Genomic DNA, 617 nt, shown 5'->3' with positions numbered 1-617 from the left:
GGCACCTCGCTCACGCTTCGGTGTGCCCTCACGCAGGCTTTGGAGCGGGGGCCGCCGCGATGGGCCATCCATGGCCCAACACGGCTAAACCGGCGTCCTGCCGGTTTACCCCCGCTCCAAAGCCTGCGTTCGGCCAGCGTGGTTTAACGGGGCGCCTAAGATCAAAGTCAAAAGCAGATCAAGATCAAAAGCAGAGCACGGCGGCCTAGTAGCCGACCTGAGTGGTTGAAGCAAAAGCAGGGCAACAGGGCAAAAGCAGAGCAAAAGCAGAGCTGCTTTTCTGTGGGAGCTGGCTTGCCTGCGATGCAGGCACCTCGGTACTTCAGGCAAACCCAGTTGATGCCATCGCAGGCAAGCCAGCTCCCACATTGACCGAGTACACACACATCTACCTGATGTACTGAGCTCCAAATGTGGGAGCTGGCTTGCTCGCGAATGCGGTGGGTCAGTTACAAATTAGCTGAATGACACCCAGCCATCGGGAGCAAGCTCCCTCCCACAGTTAACCGAGTTCAGTTTCCAAGATCAGGTCGGCTGTCAGGCCGCCTCGCTCTTGCTTTTGATCTAACCACTCAGGTCGGCTACTAGGCCGCCGTGCTGTAGATCTTGATCTTGAT

Origin of the sequence: Pseudomonas sp. Larv2_ips (assembly GCF_963879675.1) — a bacterium.
GTDB lineage: Bacteria > Pseudomonadota > Gammaproteobacteria > Pseudomonadales > Pseudomonadaceae > Aquipseudomonas.
The sequence above is the reverse complement of the archived record's forward strand: the minus strand, read 5'-3'. Positions refer to the sequence as shown.